Raw genomic sequence first — 22,584 nt, 5'->3', positions numbered from 1 at the left:
GAGGGCAGGGGGCGTTCATGGGGCAGAGTGAAGCGGTAACGCGGGGTTTGCGGATCAGGGTGCTGGGGCCGTTCGAGGTGGAGACCGCTGCCGGGCCGGTGGACGTGCGAGGTCGGCAGCGGGTGTTGCTGGCGGCGCTGGCGTTTTCGGCGAATCAGGTCGTCCCGTGGTGGAAGCTGATCGACCAGGTTTGGGGCGAGGAATCTCCGCTGGACGTGCGCAACGGTCTTCAGACGCTGGTGAGCAGGTTACGGCGGAGCCTCGGGGCTGACGTCATCGAGACGAGCGAGGGCGGGTATCTGTTGCGTGCCGACGCCACGCAGCTCGACGTGCTCGCACTGCGTGAGCTGGTCGAGTCGGCTGCCGTCGCGGCGCGCGAGGGGGATACGGACCGGGAGTACGCGCTGCTGGCGTCGGCGGTCCGGCTGTGGCGTGGGGATCCGTTGGAGGATGTCGCGTCGCCGGGTCTGCGGGAGGAGGCGGGCCCGAAGGTCGCCGAGCTGTGGTTCGCCGCCCGGGAACGGATGCTGGATGTCGACCTGGAGCGGGGCCGGGGGCCTGAGGTGATCGCCGAACTGCGGGAGCTCATCGCACGGCATCAGCTGCGCGAGTCGTTGTGGGCCAGGCTGATGCTGGCGCTGCACCGGGCGGGGCGGCGGGCCGAAGCCTTGGATGCCTACCGGCAGATCACCGAACTGGTGCGAGAGCGCCTTGGGCTCGACGTGGGACGTGCCATCGCCGATCTGCACCAGGCCATCCTGCTCGACGACGAGGCGCTCGTGGCGGAGCAGCCGGCGAAGGTGCCTCGCCAGTTGCCGGGTGATGTGCGCGGGTTCGTGGGGCGTGGCGACGAGCTGGCGGGTTTGGACCGGCTGGTGAGTGGAGCCGACGGTCAACCGGTCGTGATCTGCGCGGTCGACGGCGCCGCCGGGATCGGGAAGACGACCTTGGCCGTGCATTGGGCACATCAGGTCGTGCCGCGATTCCCGGACGGGCAGCTGTATCTGAACCTTCGTGGTTACGGCCCCGAGGTGCCGGTCGATCCGGCGGACGCGCTCGACGTGTTGCTGCGTTCGCTGGGGGTGCCGCCGGAGCGTGTCCCGGCCGATGTCGAGGAACGGGCCGCGCTCTGGCGTACCGAGTCCGCGGTACGCCGGATGCTGGTCGTGCTGGACAACGCCCGTGACAGCGCCCAGGTGCGGCCATTGCTGCCAAGCGGGGGTTCGGTGGTGGTGACCAGCCGCCGCAAGCTCCGTGGCCTGTCGGCCAGGGAGGGAGCGCGCCACCTCACCCTGGGCCTGCTTTCGCCCGCCGAGGGTCTGGAGCTGTTCACCGAGCAGGTCGGCCACGGCCGGGTGGCCGCCGAGCCGGACGCGGCGACGGCGATCGTCGAGCTGTGCGCGCGGCTGCCGCTGGCGTTGCGGCTGGCCGCCGACCACGCCGCCCGGCACCCGGAGTGGCCGCTGTCGGCATTACGGGACGAGCTGGCCGGCCAGCGGGGACTGGAGGTGCTGTCGGTCGAGGACGACCGCGACACTGACCTGCGTTCGTTGTTCGACTGGTCGTATGACGTGCTCGATGCGCGTGCGGCGGCGGTTTTCGCTGTGCTGGGCCTGTTTCCCGGCGACACCATCGGCAGGCACGCGGTCGCCGCGCTGGCCGCGATCCCGACGGCGGAGGCGGGTGCCGCGCTCGGGCGGTTGGCGGAAGTCAGCATGCTCCGGCAGCGGCTGCCCGACCGGTTCGAGCTGCACGATCTGCTGCGGCAGTACGCACGCGACAAGGCGGCGACTCTGCCCGGCGCGTCGGCGGCGATCGAAAGGCTGGCGGCACACTATGTGCACACCGCGGAACAGGCGCGTGGCCATCTCAGCGGCCTTCCGCACCGGATGCCGATCGATCCGGCCGGTCCCGGCGTGCCGGTGGTCGACTTCGCCGACCACCGCTGCGCGGTCGCCTGGTTCGACCGGGAGATCGACACGATCGCCCGGTTCGTCCTCGGCGTGGACGAACACGGTCTGCACCTTCAAGCCACGGTGCTGTTCCAATTGTCCTGGCAGTACCTTTACCTACGTGGGCAGTGGCGGCGCATGGTCGCGATGGGGGAGGCCGCCATCCGCAGCGCGACCGCCACCGGGGACCGGTTCCTGACGGCGAAGTGCTACAACGGCGTGGGCACCGGCTACGGTCGAGTCGGCGACCGCGAGAAGCAGATTTTCTGCTGCCACACGGCACTGGAGGTCTTTCGCGAGTTGGGCGACCTCGCCGAACAGGGCACCTCTCTGCTCAATCTGGGGTCCGCCCTCAACGGGGGGCGCCGATTCGCCGAGGCCGTCGAACCACTACGGGAAGCCGTCCGGTTGTACGAGTCCGTCGGCGACGACCTCTCCAGCGCGATGGCCCTCAACAACCTCGCGGACACCTTCGTCGGGCTCGGCCGATTCGAGGAGGCGAACGGACCCGCACAGCGAGCTCTCGACACCTTCCGCGAGGGAAAGGAACCCTCGCGGATCGTCGCCGGTCTGGAGACCATCGCCGCCGTCCAGGCAGGTTCAGGCGATCACCAAGCCGCCGCCGCCACTTTCCGGGAAGCCATCGACCTCGTCGACGATACCTACGTGACCAGATCGGCAGTCCCGCTCCGAGTCGGCTTGGGGCACGCGCTGCTCGCGCTCGGCGACGTCGACCAGGCACGCCGGGTGTGGCAGGAGGCCTACGACCGGTGCTTGCGCGATGGAGATCAGACCACCGCAGACGAGACCCGGGCCCTGTTTTCCACGCACGCCCGGCAATCCTTGCTGATTCATCGATCAAGCTCGCCTCCGGTCGGCGCTGACAGCGCGGTGCAAGCCGGACGACAGAGCACAGGGCCCGAGTCGCCATAGGTTCCCCCAGAACGGATTCCACCCGCTCGATCTGGAGGAAATGACCATGAGAAAACTGTTCGCCGGTGTGCTGGCGGCGGCCGCGGTGTCCGTGACGCTGTTGACCGGGACGGCCACAGCCTCGGCTTCGACTTCGGGAGAGGTCGGCGTCACCGGCGTCGGCAACCAGGTCTGCGACTACGGCGAGGCGTGTCTGTTCGCGTGGCCCAACTGGGACGGGCCGACCTGGGACGCCAACGGCTGCGGCTGGCACATCCTCGACGGCTGGATGCAGAACCAGACGTCCTCCGTCCGGGCACACGGCAACGCGATCACCCTCTGGGACTGGAACCACGGCACCAACCAGTGGGCCAAGATGCTCACCGTCCAACCGTGGGAAAGCCTGCGGCTGGTCAGCTCCAACGACCGCACCGACGCCATCACCGTGCACTGCTGAGTGCCGGTCGCTGAGATCCCCGCTGCGCACCGGGAGAGCGCAGCGGGGATCTCTCCGGTTCCCCACAAATACAGCCGCGGCATGAGCCCCGCAGACCCTCATAGCGCACGCTCGATCCGGAACACAGACCCGGCTTGCCCTACGTCCGGCGTGAATGGCGGGATCGGCTGCGGGATCGCAGGATGGACAGCGTGATGGGGTGATGCGATGCGCGAGCGGGCGGCGGTCCTGCTGCTGTGTGCGGCTCAGTCCGTGGACGTGCTCGGGGTGACGATCGCGGTGATCGGCCTGCCGGAGATCGGCCGCCGGTTCCCCGGCGCGGAGGCCTCCACGCAATGGGTGGTCAGCGGCTACGCGTTGTTGTTCGGGGGTTTCCTGGTCTCGGCGGGGCGGGTCGCGGACCGCTACGGGCACCGGAGGACGTTCGTCTGGGGAATGGCCGCGTTTCTCGCCGCGAGCCTCGCGGGTGGCCTGGCGCCCGGGTTCCTTTTCGGCGGATTGCTGGTGCACTACGCGGGCTGGCGCTCGATCTTCCTGCTCAACGTGCCGATCTGCCTGGCGGTGTTGCTGTTCGCGCGTTCCCTGCTGCCCGCGCGTACCGAACGCGCCGGGCGCGGTTCGCTGGACCTGCCGGGCGCCATGCTGGTGACCGGCGGGTTGCTCGCCGCGACCGGAACCGTCCGGGTGGTCCTCTCGTGGGCGCTGTCGCCTTGCTGGCGGCCTTCGTCGTGGTGGCGTTCGCGCTGACCTTCGCCACCACCCCGGCCAGTGTGCTGGGAACGGTGTTCTTCCAGCAGCAGCAAGGCTTGTCGGCCGGGACCACCGGATTCCTGTTCGCCCCCTTCAGCATCGGCGTCGTGGGCGGAAGCCGGCTGGGCACCCGGCTGCTGGACCGGCTCAGCGGCCGATGGGTCGCCTTCGGGGCGTTCGGTGTCGCTCGCGATCTCGGGCACCGGTCTCGGCGCGGCGTCGGTGGCGGCGACGAACGCCGGGACCGCCGTGGTGGGGGAGACGGACCGCGGTATCGCGTCCGGTCTGCTGAACACCGTGCCGCAGCTGGGCTCCGCGCTCGGCACGGCGGTGATCAGCACAGTCGCGCTGGGGAGCGTGATGGATCTGCCGTCCGGGATCTTCGTGGCTTTAGGTGCCGCCGTCCTCGGTACGGCCGCGACCCTCGGACTGAGCGGGCCACGGGTGACAGCGGGGACCGCGCACTGGGAACGGGGACAGCCTTAGGGGCATCGTCGCTCTTTGCCGCACGGCGGCGAGCTGAACCGGTGGAAGGCCTGTCGGTAGTGCGGTGAAATGGAGTCGTGGCCAACCTTCCGATCCGCGATCGTGCCGGCAACGTCTTGGTCGACTTCCGTCTTGTCGCGGAAGAAGAGTTGGGGCGTCTGGCCGAGCACGTGGGCGTGCCCGCGTCGTTGGTTGTCGCCATCCATGCGGGGGCGGTCCTGATGATGTTCGACAGCTGGCGGAGGCAGTGGGAGCTTCCGGGAGGGACGCGGGAGCCGGGTGAGTGCCCGCGCGAGGCCGCGGTGCGGGAGCTGGGTGAAGAGACCGGCATCCACGGCGTGGACCTGTCGTTCGCCGCCGTGGCCGAGTTCGATCTCACGAAGCCGGAGCGTCGGGAACTCCTGGCCGTATATCGGACTCGGCTCCAGGTCGCGCCTCGACTGACCGTCAACAGTGAAGCGCTGGACTTTCGTTGGTGGCCGCCATCGGAACCGGTGAGCGAGGATATGAGCCCGCTGGACGCGGAGATCGCCAGGCGCGTGGTCCGATCGGCTGACAGCTGAATGGCCGGCCGTGCTGTTATGCCCGCAGACGCCGCGCCGGCGTTCGAGGTCGCCAGCGAGACTGACGTCACCAATTGACTCGTGCGTTGTGGTCTGTTCGACCGACAGCATGGGAACACGCCTGCCGGTAGCTTGTGGCCGACCCCGATCAGACACTGGAGAAAGCCACCATGACGACTACCCGGCGCGTTCTTGCCGTTCTGGCCACCACAGGGCTGGCCGTCTCAATCCTCGGCACAGGCTCCGCCTCGGCCGCGACCAAGGGCAAGATCTACATCTCGAACAACTGCGGTAGCTCGGTCTCCACGACGATCCACCGCACCGACGGCTCGATGATCGCGGGCACCGCGGCCGCTCCGGCGGGCAGCTACCTCGGATATCCGGTCAATCCCGGCACCTATGAGGTTCGCGTGCCTGCCGGTAACCGGAACGTGAAGATCCTCGACCTCGGCAGCAAGGCGCACTCGGTCATCGTCAGGGCCTGCTGACGACTGTCGACCGGCTCGCTGCACCTTGGTCACCACGCACGGGCACCCCACCTACGGCAAGCACGCGATGACACTCGAGCACCATCCGTTGCCCGCTGCGACCTCGCAGCCGAAGGGCGCTACCGGGATCGCTACCGGGGTTCTGGCGATTCTCGGTGGTCTCGGTTTCCTGGCAGCTACCGCGCTGCACACCGTCGAGTTCGCCTATTCCCTGATTTTGCTCGCCGTCGGAGTCATCGCCCCCGACATCGATCTCTCCGTCGCTGTTCCCGTCTTCCTCGGGATTGCCGCGGTGACCGATCTATTCGCCACAGCGCTGCTCGCGAGTGGTGGGATCCTGCTGCTCCAGCGCAAACGCCCTGGACGGGTACTCACCGCGGTCGGAGCGTCGATCGCCTTCGGATTCGCCGGCCTGGTCCTGCTCGTGCCGTGGATAGGCTCGCGTTTCGCTGTCTCGTACAGCGGATTCACCCCGCGCATCGGCTCCGGCTGGCCGTTCGCGGTGGTCCTGGTCGCGGCGGCCGCGACGCTCCTGTTGGCGCTGATCCAGCCAACGGCGCGCTGGCTCGACGCCGGCACGCCTCCTCGTCCGCGGCGCTGAACGAGCCGGCGAGCCGAGTTCGAGCATTGGCTACGGTACGGGGATGAGCAACCTGTGGCTCACTTCCCGTCCATCGGCTGAGGTCCTTCGCGCGCGAAGCATGTCGTGAAGGGTCCACATAGGACACTTTAGTCCTATGTGGACCCCGTCGGGGCCGCTACCAGGCCTTCCCGAACTTGATCCGGAACTCAGGATCCTCCTCGGCGCGCTTGTCCGCCCCCTTGATCCTGGCCTTCGGCTTGCCCGCCTTCTTGCGCTTGGCGGCGAGTGTCTCCGGATCCCACGGGTTCTCGAGCAGGCGTTCGCCGTCGGGTTCCTTCGCCGGTTCGTCCGTCACTGCGCGGCCGCGGGTTCCTTCGGCACCGGCTTGACCCCCCAGAGCTCGGGGTTCCCGGCCGCCTCGGCCATCTCCTTGACGTCACTGAAGTCGTTCGCCTGCCGGGCGAGGAACACGCCCATCTGGCGCAGGTCGCCCATCTTGCGGACGGAGGCTTCGATCAGATCGCTGACGTTCTGGACGAAACCGTTGAGCAGGCGGATGACGTTCGCAGCCTCACCGAAGGGGTTGATGAGGTCTTCGAGGAAGTTCGCCGTAGCCTCGGCGATCTGGTTGGCGCACTCGCTGATGAAAGCGATCGCGTCGCCGTAGGTCTCGTAGACGATGTCGATGCAGCTCTCCATCGTGCCGGCGATCTCGTTGAACACACCTTCGTTGCGGGAGATGCGCTTGGTGGCGTTGATCGCGTAGGTGTTGTACGCGTCGTACCCGCCGCCCTGCCAGTACGCGGCGAGGTTGTTGCGCGAGTCGTCGATCGCGGTCTCCGAGTCGACCATGTACCAGGCCTGGCCCCACCACACGGCCAGTTCCTCCATCCGGTCGGCGTTGCCGAACAGGAGATCCCGGATCATGAACAAGGTGTCGAGCGCACCCTTGTGCTCGTGCTCTTCGGCCTTCTGCTGGACCTTGTTGGCCGCGTTCTCAGGCCACTCGGCCTTCTGGCGTGTCGCCATGCTCTGTTCTGTTCCTTAAGTTTCGGGTGTGTGCCGGGGCCTAGAAGCGACTGTTCGCAGCATCGTCGTCGCCGCCCATGTATCCGAACTTCTCGTAGTACTCGGCGTCGCGGTTCTCGTACTCCTTGGCGACCTTGTCCAGGTTGTCGCGGACCTCGTCGATCTGCTCGATCCCGACGCGGGCGGTCTTGAGGATGGTCTCGCGGGCGACGTTGTAGTCCGTGGGGAAACCGGTCTTCATACCGAGCAGCCCCATGTCTGCGGGGGCCATGGCCGCATAGTCGCCGCCGAGGTTGACGAACTCCCGCCAGGCGTCCCCAGTGGTCACCCACGCCTCGGTGTTCTTGCGGAGGGCGTCCGGTACGACGTAGTAACCGGTGCCTTCGATTCGAGCCAAAGTCGTTCTCCGTTCGGTGATCAGCGGGGGCGTGAGGCGGTGAGGGTCTGCTGCCTGAGTTCCTGCGCGTGCTCCTCGGCGGCGACGATCGCCTCCAGCAGGTTCTCGCTCAACGCCTGGGCCGTGGTGTAGGGGAGGTTGTCGAGGTCGATTTCGATGCGTTCCAGCCGGCCGGCACCGGAGACCTCGACGACGCCGAGCTCGTCGGGGATGTCGACCTCGATGGTCTGCTCCCTGACGTTCGCGAGGGCCGTCGTGAGCGCGGCGTCCCGCTCCTCGATCTCGCTGACCAGGTTCTCCAGCCTGCGCTTGCGGCTCACGCGCGCACCCCCGGGAGGATTCCTTCGGCCTTCTCGCGGCCTGCAGCGCTTGCCGCGGCCCGGGCTGCGGCGATGGCTTCGATCGTGTCCGGGCCGATGTTCTGCGGGTAGGCCTGACGCAGCGCCTCGGGGCTCACGTCGAGGTCCGTCAGCCGTCCGTTGCCGTCCACTTCGGCCTCGACGAGACCGCTGTCCGAACGACCGGTAAAACGTTCTTCGGCGTGTTCGGCGCCCAGACGTTCGAGTTCCGCGGCCTTGGCCTCCCAAACGGCCATTTCCGCGGCCGTGGGCGGAGCCCAGTCGTATCCGTTCATACGGTGCATGTAAGCATCGTTGACTTTGTCGACGCGGACAGTTCGGGACAAACGCCGTAGACATTGTGTCCTAGATCACCCTCTTCGCTTCGCGGACGACACCGCACCGCCCACGAGGAACGCCAAGGAGCCCGGCAGCGAGAGGACCGAGTCCGAGCGTCCGTGCGGGATCGCGTCGATCAGCATGTGCACGAGTGGCTCCACGCTGACCTGTCACGTGTCCTTCGTCAGATGACCACTGAGTTCCGTTCCCGCGATGCCGTACGCGCTCGATACGGGCGATCGCCTCCCGGCAACGAGCTCTCCGGCCGTCTGCAAGGTTTGAAATCGTCGCCCACGACGAGCGTCCGGGTCGCGGCGCTGCCGGATCTCGATGTGTGCAGCCACGAGCCGATCGCACGGGCGCACCTGTCGATCGCTTCCGCCGCCGTGTAGGGCGCCCGTCCTCCTGTTCCTGCCGCATGGCCTGCATGTAGGAGTTGATGGCGAGGATGACGTATCCGGCCCAGCCGCCCTCCTTCGCGAACGTCTTGTACTGGTCGGTGCCGAGGTAGGTACTCGGCTACCTCGACGTCGGAGTCCAGGCCGCACTTCGCCGATGACCGCCTCCGAAGTGTCCTCCGGAATGGCGTCGTACCGCGGGTGTAGCCGACACGGACTGCGTCCAGTTCGTCCGGCCATCCGGGCCCGCGCAATGGTGGTCCAAGAGGACTCGAACGCGGAGCGGCATGATTTTCCCGGCCGTTCTTCGGCAGTCAAGTGTCCCCTTGAAGTGACCCGTCCGGGTGGCGTCTGCCCGACAGGGAAGCCGATGGTGCCCATTGTGACGCCCTGGCAGATCGGCGAACCCCTAACAGTGTGACGGTATTGTGCTGTTCTGCGGGAACGTGCGTGCAGTTCGATCTCCGGCGATTCACGTTGGCGAGGTGTCGCATTCATGAATGAGCGCGAAGTCGACAGGCAACGACTCGGGTCGTCCGGTCCGGCCCGCGACCGGAGCACTCGTCCCCGGGTCACGGAAGACAAGCTCCCGCCCGGTGTGGCGAACGTGGCGGACCTGCAACGCCTCGCCGGGAACAAAGCCGTCACCGCCTATCTCGGGGCGAAGAAGCCCGGGCTCCCCGTCCAGCGTGACGTCAACAAGCGAGGTACCTTCGCCGGCTGGGGCGGGACGAACGACAGCAGCGTGATGGTCAACGCCAACGCGTCCGTCGACGTCGCCGACGGGAACCGCTCGGTCAGTCATCCGGTCTGGTTCCTCAGCAACGCCACGGAGACCGTCGAAGTCGATCCCGGAGCGACGGGCACCGTGCTGCTCCGGCTGCCCTGGTACTGGCACCACCACGGCATCGTCCAGGAACTCGGCCGGGTCTACGGCACGAACGAACGGCACATCCACGCCGGTGGTGGTCCCATCGACTATTGGGTTTCGGCGCCCTTCACGGTGACACCCGAAGGCCGAGTGGCTTTCGTCAACACCACTCCCGGCGGCACGATCGGTGCCGCCGGGTACCTCGAAGGGGTTCCGACCATCACTTCACGAGACGGCGAGAATTCCGGCACTCTGACGGTCAGCGTCGTCTTCCGGGCGCTCCAGTCCACCACCACGACGGACACCGGAACGAGGACGACGACCACCACGGTCACCGGATCGGGGACCGGGGCCGCCACCCCAGGCGGAGTGGGGGGATCGGTGACCACGGGCGGCAGCTATGCGGTGAGCGAGGCCAATTCGCACGCGGTCGGAATGACGGTGAGCGGTACCACCTCGGTCACGTGCAGCTTCGCGGTCAACATCCGGGTGCGGATCCTGCCGAAGATCACGAAGATGAAGACCATCTTCTATTCCGCCGAGGGCAGGTTCAGGTCCGGAAACGACGGCATTCTGGGGGTGAACGAGTGGTGGGCGTCCCTCCCGGCGCCGGTGCGTGAATTGATCGTTTCCGGGCGGAAACCGGTGCGGATCACTGGCCGGGCGAGCCAGACCGGCAGCCCGGAGCGGAACGAGCGGGTGATCGCCGGCCGCATCGACGACGTCACCAGGCGCCTGCACAACGTCGCGGGCCGGATGGAAGTCGTGCCCGACAGCGAGTTCACCGTGCCCAACGAGCGGTCGGTCGTGATCAGGGTCGAGTACACGGCCGCCGAGGCGCGGGCAGAGGGAGCGGGATCCCCTTGATCCTCGCAGAGGGTCTCGCAGGCGTTCAGGCCGCTGGGTCACCGGAACGGGGTCTGTGGGCCGGCTGCTGAGATGGTCCTTCGGCCCGCAGCCAGGCGTTGTAGGCGGTATGGAAGGCCGGGTTGGCGGAGTCCATGCCGAGGACGCTCCCGCAGAGCGTGGGACAAGTCGCGAATCGGTTTGTGACCGGGTGTGCCGATCGTGATGGTCTCCGCAGGTGTGTTCCGGGCGGAACCGGGGTAACCGGCCACTGATTCATCCGGATCATGGGAAAGGGAATCGACATGAGCCTGAACGACGACGACATCTCCACCACCTCGGGTGAGGACAAGGAAGGACCGGCCGACGCCGGGGCGGGCCAGGGGACTTCCGGCGAGCACGACGGTGGAGCGGACGGTGGCGCCGAAGGGCCTGCCGATTCCGGCGCCGGTGAAGGCACCCCCGGCCAGCACGACGGCGGAGCCGACGGCGGCGCGGACAGTGGCGCGAGCTGATCTGAGCGAGCCGTCCACCGATACCGGGCGAAGGCGTGAAAGCCTCCCGGTGCCGGTGGACGGCCGCGTGTCGAAAACTGTCCTATCGCGCCTGGTCGGTACAGACATCGAAGAGTTCGCCGCCCGGCATTGGGGCAGGAAACCGTTGTTGCGGCGAACCGGCGGCGACTTCGGTGATCTGCTCGATCTCGACGGCGTCGACGAAATCCTGTCCCGCCGCGGGCTGCGGACGCCGTTCCTGCGGCTGGCTCGCGACGGCGCGGTGGTCGATTCCCGCTCGTTCACCGGCGGGGGCGGTGTAGGTGCGGAGATCGGCGACCAGGTCCGCGACGACCGGGTCGCCGCTCTTTTCGCCGACGGCAGCACCATCGTCCTCCAGGGACTGCACCGCATCTGGCCGGCCGTCATCGACTTCACCACGCGCCTGGCCGACGAGCTCGGCCATCCCGCGCAGGTAAACGCCTACGTCACCCCGCCGTCGTCGCAAGGCTTCTCGGCGCATTACGACGTGCACGACGTTTTCGTGCTCCAGTTGGCCGGCCGCAAACGATGGAAGGTGCACGCGCCCGTCCACCCGTCGCCGCTGCGTGATCAGCCGTGGAGCGAGCACGCCGATGCCGTCGCCGCGCGGGCCCGTGACGATGCTCCGGTGATCGACGAAGTCCTCGAACCGGGCGACATGATGTATCTGCCCCGCGGCTGGCTCCATTCGGCGACGGCGCTCGGTGACGTTTCCGCGCATCTGACCGTCGGCGTCCACGTGATCACCGCGTTCGCTTTGGTGGAGGCGTTCACCGCGCTCGTCGGTTCCGAGGAAGGGCTGCGCGCGTCGCTCCCGCTCGGGATGGACGTCGGCGACCCGGACCGGCTGGAAGCGCATGTCGAGTCCGTCCGGGAAATTCTGATCGCCGCGCTGCGGGCGGTGCCCGGCGACGCCGTCGCCCGGCAGGCCCGGGACAAGGTGTGGCAAGGAAATCGTCCGGAACCGCTGGCACCGGTCGCCACGGCCAGGTTCGTGCTGGGCCTCGGCGACGGGGATGCCATGCGGCGTCGCGACGGCTTGCGGTTCCGCATCGGCGACACAGCGGACGGCAGGGTCGTTCTCGAACTCCCGGATCGTCGCCTTTCGTTGCCGGCAGCCACCTCGACCGCTTTGAAGGCGCTACTGGACGGAAGGGTGTGGCGGCTGGGGGAGATCCCGGGAATGGATCGAAGCGATCAGTTCGTGCTCGTGCGCCGCCTGCTCAGGGAAGGCGTGCTGATGGCCGCGACCGCATGATCGCGACACCGGCGCAACGGTGCGCGGACCTGGCCGAAACCGCGGGCGAACCCAGGGAGGGAACGGCCCCGCCCGCGGAGCACTGGCTCTTGGTCGAGCATCCGGGCCCCTGGGGCCGCTTCGCGCTCAGGGAATCCGGGATGGATCCGGGCGCGGTCGCCCAGCTCGGTTCGTGGGCGGCGCGGGTCAACGGCCGGATCACTCTGGTGCGCCGTGTCGCTCGGCGTCCGTCCATCCGCGATCGGCCGTTCCGCTGGTTCCGCGTCGATGCCCGCCCCGGCCACGAGCAGATCCGCACCGGGGAATTCAGCGACGCCGCGGAACTCACCCGCAGCACCTTCGCCGAGGGACGCGTGTGGCCGGAACCCCTCGCGCTCGTGTGCGTCCACGGCAGACACGACACCTGCTGCGCGGTACGCGGCCGTTCGCTCGCGACCACGCTGGCCGCGGAGTTCCCCGAGTCCACTTGGGAATGCAGCCATCTCGGCGGCTGCCGGTTCGCTCCCTCGATGGTGTTGCTGCCACACGGTTTCACCTTCGGCGGCCTGCGTCCGGCCGATGCGAGCGGTCTTTTCCAGCGGTACCTCGACGGGGTCGTCGACGGCCGGTTCCTGCGTGGCCGTTCCTCGCACCCACCGGCCGTCCAAGTGGCTCACCATCACGCCCGCACCGCCACCGGCGCCGTCGGCATCGACGATCTCCGGCTGACGAAGACCACACGAACCGGTGATACCGACTGGCGGGTGGTCTTCGCCGAACCCGACTGCATCGTGCGTCTGCGCGAAGGCCGGATCCCGGCAGGCCGACGGCTCACGTGCGCGACCGGGCCCGTGCGGACGATACGGGTGTTCGAACTGCTGGATTTCCGGTACTGACCGTGGGTGACCGTATGGGGGATCAGTGGTGGTGGGGTGCGATCGGCGCCGTGATGGTCGTCGTGGGCTTGCTCGTGCGCTCGTCGACCGACCGGAAGTGGCGATCTTTCGTCGTCGAGATCGTCACTCTGGCGGGCTGGACGCTGGTCGTAATGTTCGTGATCAAGCCTCTGGTTCCGGCGAACGTCCTCGGTGTCACGATTCTGGTCGTGATCGTCCTGGGTGTCCTCGCGGTTCCACTGATCGCTCGGCGCAAGAGGAGACGGCACGAATCGGGGTAGCGCCCTGGCGCACAGCCTGTCCGGGTCGCCGCCCTGCGCCACCTCGCTGACCTCGAACGGACTCAGCGCACGCGGCATCGTCGATTCGGGGCGTTCACTTGTCGTCGTCGGAGGAAAGCAGGCCCGACTTCTCGGCTCGGGCCACCACCTTCTTGACGAACTCGATCGAACCGCAGTCCTGATCGAGCAGCGCGTTGCGGCGTGTGGCCCACGCCGTGCCCAGGTCTTGGCGGACCTTTTCACTCACTTCGGTGCGCGCGGGGTTGAGGATCGTCTGCTCTTCCTCGCCGATGTGGTGCATGAGCGCCTCGGCCAGCTTCTCGACCGCGTCGTCGAATTTCTGTGTGTCGGTGCCTTTGCATTCCAGCAGGTCCAACAGCGCCTGGTTGCCCTCGGCGTGTTCTTCCTCGCCGTGTTCCTGCTCGTGCTTGTCGATGGCGTCCTTGCGCCGCAGTGCGGGGTAGACATCCTGTTCTTCGGCTTCACCGTGCGCGATCAGTGCCGCCGACAACGCGGCTCGGGCACCTTCACGGTCCGCGGTCGCGTCCCGCAGGTCACGGAGGAGCTGTTCGAACAGGCGGTGGTCGTCCAGGATGAGGTCGACGACGTCACCGGCAACTGGACGGGGAATCGTCACGGCAGTCATATGCCGACAATTCCCGGGCAGCGGCCGTCCGGCAACTCGAAGCACGGCCGCCGCCGTCGGGAGTGCTGCCGAGGTGATCATCCGCGTCATGGCCGCATCCTGCTCAGGACGACGGCGGCCCGCCCCACGACAAGGGAACGGGCCGCCGTCCAGATCACTGTCAGCCGTCGTACCAGCCGTAGTCGACGATGCTGCCGTGGTTGTAGCAGTCGCCGCCCCACAGCCAGGTGCCCGGTCCCACCAACGGCCCGTAGGTTTCGTGGCCGTCCGAGCACTTGGTCCAGGCACCGCTGCGGCCGTAGTCCACGAACACGGTGGCGTTCCACGCAACTCCGTCGTAGTAGGTGGTCGTCCACCTGGCCACGTGGCTGGTGCCGACCTCCCCGCCGACCGCCGAGTGATGCTTCCCCTTGGTGTCGGCGGACGCCGAGCCGGCGCCTGCCAGCAGGACACCCCCGGTCAGCGCCACGGCCCCCGCCGCCACCGCGATTCTGCGGATCGTCACGTTATCCAATTTCCCCTCCGGTGATCGTTTCCGGTTTTCGAGCACGAGCGCCGCGTAAAGCGCGGTACCCGCTGTCACCTGTCTAGTGCGGCGGGAGCGTTCTGTGCCGGGGAGTGGACAGCGAACGACAAACTTCCGGACAATGGAGAAAAGCAGACACCTGGGGGGTGGCTGATGCCACGGTATGAACGTCCATTTGTTACGGACGAAGATTCGTTGTCACAGTTCGCGGGGGATCTACGACGTTTACGCGAGAACGCCGGAAGCCCGCCGTATCGCGAATTGAGCAAGCGGGCCCACTACGCGGCGAGCACCTTGTCCGACGCGGCGGGCGGCCGGAAACTGCCGACTCTGGCAGTGACCTTGGCCTATGTCCGGGCCTGTGAAGGCGACCTCGCCGAGTGGGAGGAGCGCTGGTACGCGATCACCGCGATGAACTGTGCCCCGGAGCCCGAGGAAATCGACGAAGAGATCCCCTATCCGGGTCTCGCCGCATTCGGGGCGCATCAGGCAGGCTATTTCTTCGGCCGCGAGCACCTCGTCGAAGAATTGTCGCGCCAAGTCACCGAACGGCGACTCCTCGCGGTTTCCGGCGCATCGGGATCCGGCAAGTCCTCCTTGCTGGAGGCCGGGCTGATCGCGGCTGTCCGGAGATCCGGCCGGGATCGGACGATCGTGCGGCTCACTCCCGGACCGCATCCGCTCCGGGAAAGCGCGATCCAGCTGGCCGCGGTGAGCGGCGGATCGGCGGTCCGGCTGCACGGGGAGCTGACGGCGGATCCGGCGGGACTGCATCTGCGTGTCCGTCAGCTCCTGGCGAGGCGGCACGCGGACGCGGAACTGCTGCTCGTCGTCGATCAGTTCGAAGAGGTCTTCACCCGCTGCCGGACTGTGGAGGAGCGTGACGCCTTCGTCGCGGTGCTCCTGCACGCCGTCCAGGAACCGGACAGCCGGACCCGGCTCGTGGTGGGTGTGCGTTCGGACTTCATCGGACACTGCGACAGGCACCCGGCGCTCGCCGCGGCGCTGCGCCCCGAGAACCGGGTCGACACCGGGCCGATGACCGCAGAGCAGCTGCGCTCGGCGATCATGCGCCCGGCGATCGCCACCGGACACCAGCTGGAAGGCGCGCTGGTCGCCACGATCATGGCCGAGGCGGCGGGCGGGCACGGTGTTCTCCCGCTCGTCTCCCAGGCGATGCGCCGGACCTGGCGACGCCCTCACGGCGCCACGCTCACCCTCCCGGCGTACCAGGCGTCCGGCGGGATAACGCGTGCCCTGGCCGACACGGCCGAGAAGGTCTTCGGCGAGTTCGACCAAATCGGGCAGCGGCAAGCACGGGACGTGTTCCTCCGGCTCACCACGCTGGGATTCGATGGTCACGACACCCGGCGGCGCGTCCCCGCGCACGAACTCGACCCGGCCGCCGCCCCGGTGGTCGCCCGGCTGGTCGATGCCCGGCTCGTGACCGCCGACGCCGACGGGCTGGAGTTCGCGCACGACGCGCTCATCCGCGAGTGGCCGCGGCTGCGGAACTGGCTGTCCACCGGTCGCGGCCGCCTGTACCTGCACCGGCGGCTGACCGAGGCCGCAGGCGTGTGGGAACGCGCGAACCGCGACCCGGCGCCGCTCTACCGGGGCAGCCAGCTCGACGAAGCGATCACGTTGGCCGGGTCGACGAGACTGACCCTCCGGGAACACCAGTTCCTCAACGCGAGCATCCAGGCCCGCGAAGAAGAGACGGCCCAGGCGGACCGATCCGCGTGGCGGGTCCGACGGCTGGCGGCCGCGACGGTGGTCATGAGCGGGCTGGCCGCGGCCTCGGTCGCGCTGGCCGTCCGGGAACGGAGGCAGACACTGGCGCTTTGCTGGTGATCGCGTGCCACCTGTGGTCAGCGTGGGAGCCGCGGCCGACCTGAAAGCATGCGGCACCCAGGAGCGAATCGGCACTGCGCCGCTCCGCTTGAGATCCGCCGATCAAGCGCTCGGTCTCCGGCATACTCGCGGGATGGCGGAACAGCTTTCGCTCACCGACTATCAACGGGGCCTGCGGGCAAGGATTCTGGCCGCGCCGACGGTGGCGGCGCCCCCGCCGTGGCGCCCGGCCGGCCGCCACGTGGCCGCTGTCGGCGGGTTACTCGGTGTCGGGTTCGCCGCTGATCCCGGCACTGGTCGCGACCTGCTGCTGGTGGAATCTGCGAACGGGCTCGGGCTGTTCGACACCGTCACCGGTGAGCGGCTGGCCCGCGACCCCGACCCGGATCAGCCGGAGGGCAACGACTTGACGTGCCATGGGATCGGGCCGATCGCGGGGCGTCGCGTGCCGATGGCCGGGCTGGACGGCGGCGGCCTGCACACCGGCACCACGGGGTGGTCGGTATATGTCGCCTGCCCGGACTGGCCGCACGAACGGGTGCTGTTGGCCAAGGGGAATCCGTACACCGGTGGGGCGCACGGCGAGACCTGGTGGCACATCTTCCATTCGCGTCACTCCGAACTGCGTGCGGCCGGGTTCTCCCCGTCCGGGGCGACGCTGGTCGTGGCGACCAGCAGCGACGTCAACCTCTGGACCAGGGCTTGACCCCAGGCCGGTTCTCAGGGGCGCGATCGAAAGCGTTCGGGCCCTGTTCCCCAGCGGGGCAGGCCGCCTGGATCGCCGAGAAGTTCTGGGCCTGGAGGGATCACGACGGCGACTTCGAGGACGCGGTGTCGCGGCCGAAGCTCCTCGACGAGATCTCGGTCTCGGGCGAACGGCTCAACATCAACCGCCCACGAAGACAGTTGCGTTTGGACAGCGCCGGGCAGGGGCACCAGGGTCTCACCGTAATTCGTTCTACGCGAGGAGCTCCGGGTGGCGTCGTTCAAGGTGAAACCCTCCAAACCTGTCGCCGTGTTCGGAGCGGCCGGTGGGATGGCGGTGCTGGTGTTCGTTCTGGCCAGCGGAATCGGTCGCGGGAACGGCTTCGTCTGGCTGTGGGCGGCGTTCGGCAGACGAGGCGCCACCGAAGTCGTCGAACGCGGCGCCCCGGACGGTGCGATCCTGGCGGTATGACAAGCAGGTCAGGGCCTCGACGAGAACTGGAGCGGATCCTGGAGAACGCCGGGCCGGGTGCGGTTCATGCCCGGACGGCGCTGGGTACCGGACCGGTGCCCGATCGGTTGCGGGCGGCGATCCTCGCCTTGGTCTTCGCGCGAGGCGAAGGCGGCAGCTGCTGCCCTTCCGACGCGGCGCGGGCGCTCGCGGACGAGTGGCGTCCGTTGCTGCCGCGGGCTCGGGAACTGGCGCGCGAGCTCGCGCGGGCGGGTGAGGTGCGGTTGACCCAGGGCAACCGGTCGCTCGACCCGGACGGGGAGTGGGCGGGACCCATCAGGATCCGGCCGGCCGGGGACGCGCATGGCTGAGCCGGACCGCACGCCCGACGGGCGTTTCGTCGTGATCGGCGGCCGGCGCTGGCGCGCGACCGATCCGGACATACCGGAGGAGACGGCGGCCCGGTTACGCGGCCTGCTGATGCGGGCTCGCCGGGACGTCGGCGCGGCTCGGCGAGCTGAGGATCCCGAAGCCGAGCGGGAGGCCCGGGCGCGGGTGCACATCGCCAAGGTCGCCCTGGGGGAGCGCGGAACGCCGTGGTGGGAACAGGATCGCGCGGAGCGCCGGCAGCGGTGGCAGCGCGGCCTCGACCTCTTGAGCTGAAGCGGTGGAAGCCCGTCGTCCACCTGCTCGAGAAAGACCAGGACGGCGGCCGTTCAGCCCATGGCGTGCCCGGTAGGCCGTCTCCGGTCCCCGCGGAGGTACTTCGAACCGGTCAGCCGGTTCAACAGGCCGATCCGTCCTCGGTCGGATGCCCGGCGAGACCCCAATGCCCGAGAAAGGTGTCGGCCGCGGCCCCACCCGGTGGGGCCGCACGATCGTCTACGTGCGCATCGCCCGAGGCGGTGACATGCTGGTCGCTCCGATCGCCCTTCTCGAAGCCTGGCTTCGGCTCGCGGAGCGCGGTTTCGACTTCGAGCAGATCTTCCCGCTTCCCCATTTCGAGGCGCTGGTGGACCTGATCGACGTCTCCGCCGTCTGCTCGTCCAGACCGGATCTCCGGACACGGGTGCGGAATCTGCTCGACCGGCCGGGATTCACGGAGCATTTCCTCCTGCGCAGCCCGACGTCGTCGCGGCGAACCCGGGGTGGGTGAAGTCGGCCTCGCCGCTGCCGCCGGCCGTCGGTGTGGATCCGGAACAGTAGTCGTGACCGCGGGGTACGGCGGTGGCCGCCCCGCGTCTGTTCGACGGCGAGGCGGCCACTTCTCCCTCCCTCGGTGGGCCTGAAGGCCGTCTGCGGGCCCGGGGTCAGCCGATGATGCTGCCGGGAGAGACGAACCCTCCCGAGATCGGCGGATAGTTGTCCGTCCACGTCACTCTGGCCACCATCGCGCTGTCGACCTGCCCTGTGAACCCGTCGTAGGGCACACGGTGGGAGCACGTCGCGTACGCGCCGGGCGTCACACAGGCGGCGCTGATCGGGAGGATGACTTTGCCGCCCTTGCGGATGCCGATGGTCATCGTGATGTCCCTGGCCAGCGGGGTCAGCTGGCCGGTGGCGGTGTCCCGGCAGGCAATGGCCCAGGTCACGTTGAGGTAGCCGCCGTAGATGGTGACGTCGTTGCCGTAGCCGACTTCGCAGAGGATCGCGGCCGCGGTCACCTTCCCGTTGGCGGTGGACAGTTCGACACTCGTAGCGCTGAACGCGGCACGTGCGGCGGCAGGCGCCGCGGTGGCGGTGGACGTGGTGCCGACCATGACGGCACTCACTGTCAGTGCGAACAGGAAGTAGACGATTTTCCTGAGCCTGCTGGGCATGCGTATCTCCTCGCGTTCGTCTGGAGGCCAGGACGCAGGCCAGGATGGACGCCCGTTTTCGTCCGGCGACACAACGTTCTGCGAATCGGCTGTTCAGTGGTGCCGAGCGGGGTGCCGTGGGCACTAGGCAGGAGTTCGCCACAGCGTCGTGCGGTGACCGGGCAGGGAGGGTTGTGCGGTGAGGGTTGAGCTGCGGGTGCTGGGGGAAGTGGAGGTCCTCGTCGACGGGACGTGGGTGGATCTCGGGCACGCCCGGCAGCGGTATGTGCTGGCGGTGCTCGTGCTCGAGGCCAATCAGGTGGTCTCGACCGACCAGCTGGTGGACCGGATCTGGGGAGAGCGTCCGCCCCGGCGGGCCCGGCAGCTGGTGAGCAACTACCTTTCGCGACTACGCCAGCTGCTGTCCACCAGCGGCATCGCGGGCGAAGTGGTGATCGAGCGGCGCGGTGGCGGCTACGTCCTGCTGGTCGCACCCGATTGCGTGGATGTGCACCGGTTCCGGCGCCTGGTGACCGATGCCCGTGCCACTGACGACGAGGCGCAGGCGTTGGAACTGCTGGAGCGGGCCGCGAAGGTGTGGCGGGGCGAGGCAGTGTCCGGTTTGGACACACCGTGGATCGCCACGGTGCGGCACGGGCTGGAGCGGGAACGGTTCGCCGCCGACACCGACCGCATCGACTCGGCGTTGCGGCACGGCCGGCACGCCACGCTCCTGCCCGAGTTGACCGCGCGCGCCCAAGCGCATCCGCTGGACGAACACGTGGCCGCTCAGCTCGTACTCGCTCTGTACCGCAGCGGGCGTCAAGCCGACGCCCTCGACCATTGTCAACGGCTGCGCACCCGGCTGGCCGAGGAGCTGGGCGCCGACCCCGGAGTGGCACTGGAAGGACTCCACCGGCGGATGCTGGCAGCCGATCCCGGCCTCGCCGAGCCCGGCTCCGCGGACCGGCCGACGACGGTACCGCGCCAATTGCCCGCCGCTCCCGCGTTGTTCACCGGCCGCGTCCCCGAACTGGCCGAACTGGACCGCGCCCTGGCCACCACCCGAGCCGGCGCGGCGTCGCGCCCACAACCGGACCAGGCGGCGACACGGACGATGATGATCTCGAGCATCGGCGGGGTGGGCGGGATCGGGAAGACGTGGCTGGCCCTCGCGTGGGCGCACCGCAACCTGCACCGCTTCCCGGACGGGCAGCTGTTCGTCGACCTGAGGGGGTTCAGCCCCACCGGACGCCCGGCCGACCCGGCCGACGCGGTGCGCGGATTCCTCACCGCTCTCGGCGTCCACCCCGGTGGACTCCCGGCGGACCTGGACGCGCTCGCCGCGCTGTACCGGGGCCTTGTCGCGGGGAAGCGGATGCTGGTCGTGCTCGACAACGCCGCCACCGCCGACCAGGTCGTCCCGCTGCTGCCCGGCGGGACGTCGTGCACCGTGCTGGTCACGGGCCGCACCAGGCTCTCCTCGTTGATCGACCGGTACGGTGTCCGCCACCTGACCCTGGACATCCTCACCCGGGGTGAGGCCCGCGCGCTGCTGGCCACGCGGCTGCGCGAGCAACGGGCCGACGCCACGCCCGAGGTGACCGACGAGCTGACCGACCTGTGCGGACGTCATCCGCTGGCTTTGGCGATCGCCGCCCGGCACACCGCCGCCCGGCCGCGGATCCCCCTGCTCGAGTTCGTCGCCGAACTTCGCGACCTGGGCCTGGAGATGTTCGACCACGACATCGACCCCGCCGCCAGCCTGCCCGCGGTGCTGTCCTGGTCACTGCGCTGGCTCACCGACCGGCAGCGGACGGTGTTCGCGCTGCTCGGCCCCGCTCCCGGCCCGGACATCGACCTGCCCGCCGCCGCTTGCCTGTTCGGTCTGTCGCCGACCGAGACCCGCAAGACCTTGCGAGTCCTGGAGGATCACTCGTTGCTCGACCGGCGCGCCGGCGGCCGGTATGTCATGCACGACCTGGTCCGTGCCTACGCCACCAGTCTCGCCAACGACCTGGCCGAGCCGGTACGGCGGGCCGCGCTGGACCGTGTGGTCGACTTCTACCTGCACACCGCCTGCACCGCAGACGGGCTCCTGGACCCTTATCGTCCGCCGATCCGGCTCGATCCACCTGTCGACGGCGCCCGGTTCCAGCCGCTGCCCGACCGGCAGGCCGCGTGGGCGTGGCTGGACACCCATCACCCGCACCTGCTTGCCGCCCAGCACACCGCGGTCGCTCTCCGCCACCACCACACCGTGTGGCGGATCGCCTGGGCCGTGTGCATTTTTCACCGTCGGCGGGGCCGCCATCACGACGATCTGGCCATGTGGGAGGTCGCCGCCGAGGCCGCCGACCACCTGTCCGACCCCACCGCCCGGATCCTCACCCACCGGCTCCTCGGCCACGCACATGCGGAACTGGGCCACCATGAACAGGCCTTCCTTCATCTGTACGAAGCCCTCGGACTGGCCGAACAGCACCACGAGCCGACCCAGCAGGCCCATACCCACCACGCCCTCGGATGGGCGTGGGAGCAGCGAGGGGACGACCGGAGAGCGCTGGAACACGCCGGCCACGCCCTGCGCCTCTTCCGTACCGTCGACTCACCGGTCTGGGAAGCCGTCGCGCTCAACGCGGTGGGCTGGACCACCGCCCGGCTCGGCGAGTACGACACCGCCCGCGAACACTGCCAGGCAGCCCTCGCCCTGCACCGGCTCTACCAGGATCCCGACGGCGAGGCGGACGCCCTGGACAGCCTGGGCTTCATCGACCACCGCACCGGACACCACCGGCGGGCCATCGGCTACTACCGGCAGGCGCTCGCCTTGTACCGCAGCGTCGGCAACACCACCGAAGCGGCCGACACCCTCGACAACCTCGGTCACCCCTACGCCGCTCTCGGCAACCACTCCCTTGCCCGCGCCGCCTGGCAGCGAACTCTGGAGCTGTACCGGGAACAAGGCCGCGACGCCGACGCCAAGCGGGTGCTCCGGCAACTCGACGTCCTCGCCAGAACGCCGGTCGGATCCGCGGCCACGGCCGAACGGAACAGCGAAGGCGAGTGACGAACCGGTCAGGTGAGTGAAATGTCGTCACCCGACCAGGGCTGCGGGTACGCGGGCGCGGTGTTCGCCGAAGACGCACTATTCGTCCCTGCCATCGACGGCAGACCGGCGCTGTCGCGCCACGGTCGCGGATTCGAAGGAACAACGCGGATTTTTTCGCGGTTTCGGACTGTT

General features: G+C 68.7%; 28 protein-coding genes and 1 pseudogene. 21 read left to right on the top strand and 8 right to left on the bottom strand.

Going from position 1 to position 22,584, the window contains the following annotated elements; genetic code table 11:
• The first annotated feature begins 17 nt into the window (after positions 1–17).
• The 7 genes from AORI_RS64350 (at position 18) to AORI_RS64320 (ending at position 6,209) form a co-directional block, all read left to right on the top strand.
• Positions 18–2,885 carry an AfsR/SARP family transcriptional regulator gene (locus tag AORI_RS64350; RefSeq protein WP_051552910.1) on the top strand — a complete coding sequence of 956 codons (2,868 nt, stop codon included), beginning with the start codon at positions 18–20 and terminating at the stop codon, positions 2,883–2,885.
• A 46-nt stretch (positions 2,886–2,931) separates the two neighbouring features.
• The gene (locus AORI_RS64345; RefSeq protein ID WP_043848187.1) at positions 2,932–3,321 is read left to right on the top strand and encodes a hypothetical protein; all 390 of its coding nucleotides are present in this window, start codon (positions 2,932–2,934) and stop codon (positions 3,319–3,321) included.
• 207 nt (positions 3,322–3,528) lie between these two features.
• Positions 3,529–4,068: an MFS transporter gene (locus AORI_RS64340; RefSeq protein WP_016335004.1), complete on the top strand. Its 540-nt coding sequence runs from the start codon at positions 3,529–3,531 to the stop codon at positions 4,066–4,068.
• A gap of 183 nt (positions 4,069–4,251) precedes the next feature.
• On the top strand, positions 4,252–4,557 hold the full coding sequence (locus AORI_RS64335; protein WP_016335003.1) for an MFS transporter: 306 nt from the start codon (positions 4,252–4,254) through the stop codon (positions 4,555–4,557).
• A gap of 77 nt (positions 4,558–4,634) precedes the next feature.
• The gene (locus tag AORI_RS64330; RefSeq protein ID WP_016335002.1) at positions 4,635–5,120 is read left to right on the top strand and encodes an NUDIX hydrolase; all 486 of its coding nucleotides are present in this window, start codon (positions 4,635–4,637) and stop codon (positions 5,118–5,120) included.
• A gap of 170 nt (positions 5,121–5,290) precedes the next feature.
• Complete coding sequence (locus AORI_RS64325) at positions 5,291–5,608, top strand: hypothetical protein (RefSeq protein ID WP_043848933.1); 318 nt, start codon at positions 5,291–5,293, stop codon at positions 5,606–5,608.
• Positions 5,609–5,675: 67 nt separating this feature from the next.
• Positions 5,676–6,209 (top strand): hypothetical protein, encoded by a 534-nt coding sequence (locus tag AORI_RS64320; RefSeq protein WP_046199992.1) that lies wholly within the window; start codon positions 5,676–5,678, stop codon positions 6,207–6,209.
• Between the two features lie 157 nt (positions 6,210–6,366).
• On the opposite strand, the gene AORI_RS64315 is transcribed toward AORI_RS64320, so the two are convergent.
• From AORI_RS64315 to AORI_RS64295, 5 genes are read right to left on the bottom strand one after another with little or no spacing between them, the layout of a single operon-like run.
• Positions 6,367–6,546 (bottom strand): hypothetical protein, encoded by a 180-nt coding sequence (locus tag AORI_RS64315; protein WP_016334999.1) that lies wholly within the window; start codon positions 6,544–6,546, stop codon positions 6,367–6,369.
• Positions 6,543–7,220: a hypothetical protein gene (locus AORI_RS64310; RefSeq protein ID WP_016334998.1), complete on the bottom strand. Its 678-nt coding sequence runs from the start codon at positions 7,218–7,220 to the stop codon at positions 6,543–6,545. Before AORI_RS64310 ends, AORI_RS64315 begins: the two co-directional genes overlap by 4 nt.
• Positions 7,221–7,260: 40 nt before the next feature.
• Positions 7,261–7,617 carry a hypothetical protein gene (locus tag AORI_RS64305; protein WP_016334997.1) on the bottom strand — a complete coding sequence of 119 codons (357 nt, stop codon included), beginning with the start codon at positions 7,615–7,617 and terminating at the stop codon, positions 7,261–7,263.
• Positions 7,618–7,637: 20 nt separating this feature from the next.
• On the bottom strand, positions 7,638–7,937 hold the full coding sequence (locus AORI_RS64300) for a hypothetical protein (RefSeq protein WP_016334996.1): 300 nt from the start codon (positions 7,935–7,937) through the stop codon (positions 7,638–7,640).
• On the bottom strand, positions 7,934–8,251 hold the full coding sequence (locus tag AORI_RS64295) for a YbaB/EbfC family nucleoid-associated protein (protein WP_016334995.1): 318 nt from the start codon (positions 8,249–8,251) through the stop codon (positions 7,934–7,936). Before AORI_RS64295 ends, AORI_RS64300 begins: the two co-directional genes overlap by 4 nt.
• Positions 8,252–8,482: 231 nt before the next feature.
• On the opposite strand from AORI_RS64295, the gene AORI_RS83470 reads away from it, so the two are divergent.
• The 6 genes from AORI_RS83470 to AORI_RS64270 all read left to right on the top strand — a co-directional run bounded on the left by AORI_RS83470 (position 8,483) and on the right by AORI_RS64270 (position 13,359).
• A complete protein-coding gene (locus AORI_RS83470) occupies positions 8,483–8,686 on the top strand; it encodes a hypothetical protein (RefSeq protein WP_123798495.1) in 204 nt (67 codons plus the stop codon).
• Between the two features lie 502 nt (positions 8,687–9,188).
• Positions 9,189–10,430 carry a hypothetical protein gene (locus AORI_RS64290; protein WP_016334994.1) on the top strand — a complete coding sequence of 414 codons (1,242 nt, stop codon included), beginning with the start codon at positions 9,189–9,191 and terminating at the stop codon, positions 10,428–10,430.
• A gap of 284 nt (positions 10,431–10,714) precedes the next feature.
• Positions 10,715–10,924: a hypothetical protein gene (locus AORI_RS64285; RefSeq protein WP_016334993.1), complete on the top strand. Its 210-nt coding sequence runs from the start codon at positions 10,715–10,717 to the stop codon at positions 10,922–10,924.
• Between the two features lie 67 nt (positions 10,925–10,991).
• Positions 10,992–12,203, top strand: a complete 1,212-nt coding sequence (locus tag AORI_RS64280; RefSeq protein WP_043848930.1) for a cupin domain-containing protein — start codon at positions 10,992–10,994, stop codon at positions 12,201–12,203.
• Entirely contained in the window at positions 12,200–13,078 is an 879-nt protein-coding gene (locus AORI_RS64275; RefSeq protein WP_016334991.1) for a sucrase ferredoxin, read from the top strand. Before AORI_RS64280 ends, AORI_RS64275 begins: the two co-directional genes overlap by 4 nt.
• Positions 13,079–13,092: 14 nt before the next feature.
• On the top strand, positions 13,093–13,359 hold the full coding sequence (locus tag AORI_RS64270; RefSeq protein WP_016334990.1) for a hypothetical protein: 267 nt from the start codon (positions 13,093–13,095) through the stop codon (positions 13,357–13,359).
• A 94-nt stretch (positions 13,360–13,453) separates the two neighbouring features.
• Here AORI_RS64270 and AORI_RS64265 read toward each other — a convergent pair whose 3' ends face one another.
• The gene (locus AORI_RS64265) at positions 13,454–14,005 is read right to left on the bottom strand and encodes a hemerythrin domain-containing protein (RefSeq protein WP_016334989.1); all 552 of its coding nucleotides are present in this window, start codon (positions 14,003–14,005) and stop codon (positions 13,454–13,456) included.
• Positions 14,006–14,165: 160 nt separating this feature from the next.
• Positions 14,166–14,510, bottom strand: a complete 345-nt coding sequence (locus tag AORI_RS64260; protein ID WP_016334988.1) for a hypothetical protein — start codon at positions 14,508–14,510, stop codon at positions 14,166–14,168.
• A 216-nt stretch (positions 14,511–14,726) separates the two neighbouring features.
• Here AORI_RS64260 and AORI_RS83695 point away from each other — a divergent pair, with 216 nt between their 5' ends.
• The 7 genes and pseudogenes from AORI_RS83695 (at position 14,727) to AORI_RS64230 (ending at position 18,697) form a co-directional block, all read left to right on the top strand.
• Positions 14,727–16,385, top strand: a complete 1,659-nt coding sequence (locus AORI_RS83695; RefSeq protein WP_016334987.1) for an nSTAND1 domain-containing NTPase — start codon at positions 14,727–14,729, stop codon at positions 16,383–16,385.
• A gap of 133 nt (positions 16,386–16,518) precedes the next feature.
• Complete coding sequence (locus AORI_RS64250) at positions 16,519–17,091, top strand: hypothetical protein (RefSeq protein ID WP_016334986.1); 573 nt, start codon at positions 16,519–16,521, stop codon at positions 17,089–17,091.
• 47 nt (positions 17,092–17,138) lie between these two features.
• Positions 17,139–17,252, top strand: a pseudogene (locus AORI_RS84390) (epoxide hydrolase); the annotation flags it as partial.
• Between the two features lie 109 nt (positions 17,253–17,361).
• Positions 17,362–17,562 (top strand): hypothetical protein, encoded by a 201-nt coding sequence (locus AORI_RS64245; RefSeq protein WP_016334985.1) that lies wholly within the window; start codon positions 17,362–17,364, stop codon positions 17,560–17,562.
• Positions 17,559–17,912, top strand: a complete 354-nt coding sequence (locus AORI_RS64240; protein ID WP_123799000.1) for a DUF3253 domain-containing protein — start codon at positions 17,559–17,561, stop codon at positions 17,910–17,912. The genes AORI_RS64245 and AORI_RS64240 overlap by 4 nt, the downstream gene beginning before the upstream one ends.
• Positions 17,905–18,204 carry a hypothetical protein gene (locus AORI_RS64235; protein ID WP_016334983.1) on the top strand — a complete coding sequence of 100 codons (300 nt, stop codon included), beginning with the start codon at positions 17,905–17,907 and terminating at the stop codon, positions 18,202–18,204. Before AORI_RS64240 ends, AORI_RS64235 begins: the two co-directional genes overlap by 8 nt.
• Before the next feature lie 166 nt (positions 18,205–18,370).
• Positions 18,371–18,697: a hypothetical protein gene (locus AORI_RS64230; RefSeq protein ID WP_016334982.1), complete on the top strand. Its 327-nt coding sequence runs from the start codon at positions 18,371–18,373 to the stop codon at positions 18,695–18,697.
• A gap of 154 nt (positions 18,698–18,851) precedes the next feature.
• Here the strand turns inward: AORI_RS64230 and AORI_RS64225 are convergent, their stop codons facing one another.
• Positions 18,852–19,361, bottom strand: a complete 510-nt coding sequence (locus AORI_RS64225) for a hypothetical protein (RefSeq protein ID WP_016334981.1) — start codon at positions 19,359–19,361, stop codon at positions 18,852–18,854.
• Between the two features lie 178 nt (positions 19,362–19,539).
• On the opposite strand from AORI_RS64225, the gene AORI_RS64220 reads away from it, so the two are divergent.
• Positions 19,540–22,410, top strand: coding sequence for an AfsR/SARP family transcriptional regulator (locus tag AORI_RS64220; protein WP_016334980.1), 2,871 nt, complete (start codon positions 19,540–19,542; stop codon positions 22,408–22,410).
• The last annotated feature ends 174 nt before the right edge of the window (positions 22,411–22,584 follow it).

It is taken from the genome of Amycolatopsis keratiniphila (assembly GCF_000400635.2).
Taxonomy (GTDB): Bacteria; Actinomycetota; Actinomycetes; order Mycobacteriales; family Pseudonocardiaceae; genus Amycolatopsis; species Amycolatopsis keratiniphila.
The sequence above is the reverse complement of the archived record's forward strand: the minus strand, read 5'-3'. Positions and strand labels throughout refer to the sequence as shown.